This window comes from Streptomyces africanus, from assembly GCF_002150735.1.
Classification (GTDB): Bacteria; Actinomycetota; Actinomycetes; order Streptomycetales; family Streptomycetaceae; genus Streptomyces; species Streptomyces africanus.
Genome location: NZ_MUKA01000110.1, coordinates 1 through 3,154 on the forward strand (window position 1 = coordinate 1; position 3,154 = coordinate 3,154).

Sequence of the window (3,154 nt, forward strand, 5' to 3'; positions counted from 1 at the left end):
CCGACGCCCCCCGCGACCTGGTCGGCATCGGCATCGGCCCGTTCAACCTCTCCCTCGCCGCGCTCGCCCACCCGCTCGGCACCCTCGACACCGCCTTCTACGAGCAGCGCCCCGCCTTCGGCTGGCACTCCGGCCTGCTCATCGACGGCGCCACCATCCAAGTGCCGTTCCTCGCCGACCTGGTGAGCCTCGCCGACCCCACCAGCCCCTGGACCTTCCTCAACTACCTCAGGGCCCGCGAACGCCTGTTCCCCTTCTACTTCGCCGAGCGCTTCCACATCCAGCGCGCCGAGTACGACGCCTACTGCCGCTGGGTCTGCGACAACCTCCCGGCGCTCCACTTCGGCCACCAGGTCGACGCCATCCGCTGGAACCCCGAACAGGACCTCTTCGAAGTCGACTTCACCCAGCTCGACCCCGACGGAGAAGCCGAGGCCCTCGGCCGCACCTACACGCGCAACGTCGTCCTCGGCATCGGCACCGAACCCTACGTCCCCGACCCCCTCAAACCCCTCGTCGAAGCCCCCGGCGTGCCCGTCGTGCACGCCGCCGACTACCTCGACCACCGCGACGCGCTCCTCGCCGCCGAGCACGTCACCGTCGTGGGCATCGGACAGACCGGCGCCGAGATCTTCCTCGACCTGCTGCGCGGCAGGCCCACCGGACGCGAGAAGCTCCACTGGCTGGGCCGCACCGAGGCCTTCGCGCCCATGGAGTACTCCAAGCTCGGCCTGGAGCACTTCACCCCCGACCACACCCGCTACTTCCACGCCCTGCCCGAAACCGCCCGCGACCGGCTCGTCGCCGGGCAGTGGCAACTGCACCAGGGCATCGACGCCGCCACCATCACCGCCATCCACGACGAGCTGTACCGCCGCACCCTGCACGGCGGCTGGCCCGACGCCGTCCTCACCCCCGGCGTCCGCGTGCGCACCGCCGGCCGCGTCGCCACGACCAAGGTCGAACTGCACCTCGAACACGGCCCGCAGGACAGCCGCTCCCGCCTCACCACCGACGCCGTCGTCCTCGCCACCGGCTACCGCGAACGCCCCCTCGACCGCATCCTCGCCGGCCTCGACCCCTACATGCGCCGCGACAGCCGGGAGCGCCCGCGCATCGACGAGGACTACCGCCTCGTCCTCGACCCGTCCGTCACCGGCACGGTGTACGTCCAGAACGCCGAGACCCACACACACGGCGTCGGCACCCCGGACCTCGGCCTCGCCGCCTGGCGCAGCGCGATCATCCTCAACTCCCTGACGGGCAGGGAGGCCTACGCGCTCCCGCGCCGCACCGCCTTCACCACCTTCGGCCTCACACAGCGCCGGCAGGTCCCGCCGCCCCGCGAGGCACCGGCACTCACCCCACTCGTCGACGACCGAAGGTGACGAAACACGCGGCTCAGAAGACGGGCGTGCCGTTCCGCGTCAGCTTCCAGTCCACCGCCGCGAAGGCGGCCGGATCGATGGACCCCTTCGCCTTCACCCAGGCGATCATGGTGTTGCGGATCTCCTCCGAGTTCGACCACAGCACCGGGGCGGCGGCCACATGCGGGAAGTTGCCGCCCCCGTTGGCCCGGTAGTTGTTCACCGCGAACACGAACTGCGCGTCGTCCGCCAGCGGCCGCCCCTCGAACCGCACGTCCGTCACCCGCGAACCGGCCGGCTGCGCGATGTCGATCTCGTACGACAGCCCGCTCACCACGTCGTAGTTGTAGTCCGGCGTGCCGTTCGCGTTCGTCAGCTTCGCCGGATCCACCGGAGCGTCCGGCGCCGTCTGCACGTAGTAGTTCGCCGAGAACTCCAGATACGCCTTCAGCTGCGCGCCCGTCATCAGACGCGCCTCCAGCGTGTTCTCGAAGACGTACAGACCCGCCACGTCCCGGATGGTCACCTCGCCCGCCGGGATCCGGGCGGACCGCGAGAAGCACGCCGCCTGCGACAGCACCGGCAGCGCGGCGTGCTCCGTGCCCGCCAGGGCCTGCTTCACCGTGTCCGCCTGGATGTGGTTGATCAGATCGATGATCGGCACGTCCCTGTACGGCGCCTCCGCCGACGTCATCTCCGCCGCGTTCGTGCCGATGACCTGATTGACGTACGCCACGACCTTCTCGTGCTCGTCCATGAGCAGCTTCGTGATCTTCGGGTCCTCCTCCACCGTGTTGGAGTTCAGGACCCGCGCGCCCACCTTCTCGACCGTCCAGCAGCCCTTGGCCCACACCAGCTCGAAATCGAACAGCGTCAGCCGCTGACCCCACTTGAGCGGCTCCGACAGCACGACCCGCTTGCCGGTCTCCTTGTGAGTGACGAAGTACTCGGGGATCTCCGTGTGCGCGTGCCCCACCAGGATCGCGTCGATGCCCGGCACCTGCTCGGCCACCAGAGCGGCCGCGTTCTCGACGTACGGCAGCTGGTCACCGTAGGACGACGTCCCCGACGAACCACTGTGCGCCGACACGATGACGACGTCCGCGCCCATCGACCGCAGCCTCGGCACCCACTTCGCCGCCTGCTCCTCCAGACCCGGGAACGTCATCTTCCCCTGCACGTTCGCCTTGTCCCAGATCGCGATGCCCGGATTCGTCAGCCCCAGCACCGCCACCTTCACATCCCGCCCGAACGGCGTACGCAGCCGGTGCATGCTGTACGGCGCGAACGCGGGCCGCAGCGTCTTCGCGTCCAGCGCGTTCGCACCCAGCAGCGGGAAACGGCACTGCTGCTCGAACTTCCGCAGCACCGGGATGCCGTAGTTGAACTCGTGGTTGCCGAGCGCCGCCGCGTCATAGCCCATGGCGTTCATGGCCTGCGCCATCGGGTGCACGGGGCCGCCCTCGGCCGTGATCGGATCGACCTTCGCGTAGTAGTACGACAACTGCGTGCCCTGGATCGTGTCGCCCGCGTCGATCAGCAGCGTGTTGCGGCGGCCCTTCTCCGCACGGACGCGGTTCACCAGGGTCGAGACCTTGGCGAGCCCGACGTCGTTGTGGTCCTTGTCGTCGAACTCCCTGTCCGTGAAGTAGTCCCAGTTGAAGACGTTGCCGTGCAGGTCCGTCGTCCCCAGCACGGTGAACGCGTACCGCTTGGCGCCGCGCTGGGACTCGGCCGCCTGCGCGCCCGGCGCCCCCACCGCACCGGCCAGCGCCACCCCCGCCCCG

General features: G+C 69.7%; 2 protein-coding genes. One reads left to right on the forward strand and one right to left on the reverse strand.

Features of this window, described 5'->3' with window-relative positions:
* A partial coding sequence (locus CCL05_RS16470) for a lysine N(6)-hydroxylase/L-ornithine N(5)-oxygenase family protein (protein WP_107400471.1) occupies positions 1-1,388 on the forward strand: 1,388 nt, incomplete at its 5' end.
* A 13-nt stretch (positions 1,389-1,401) separates the two neighbouring features.
* Here CCL05_RS16470 and CCL05_RS16475 read toward each other — a convergent pair.
* Positions 1,402-3,154 (reverse strand): bifunctional metallophosphatase/5'-nucleotidase (locus CCL05_RS16475; protein WP_086561265.1); only part of this gene is annotated, 1,753 nt, incomplete at its 5' end.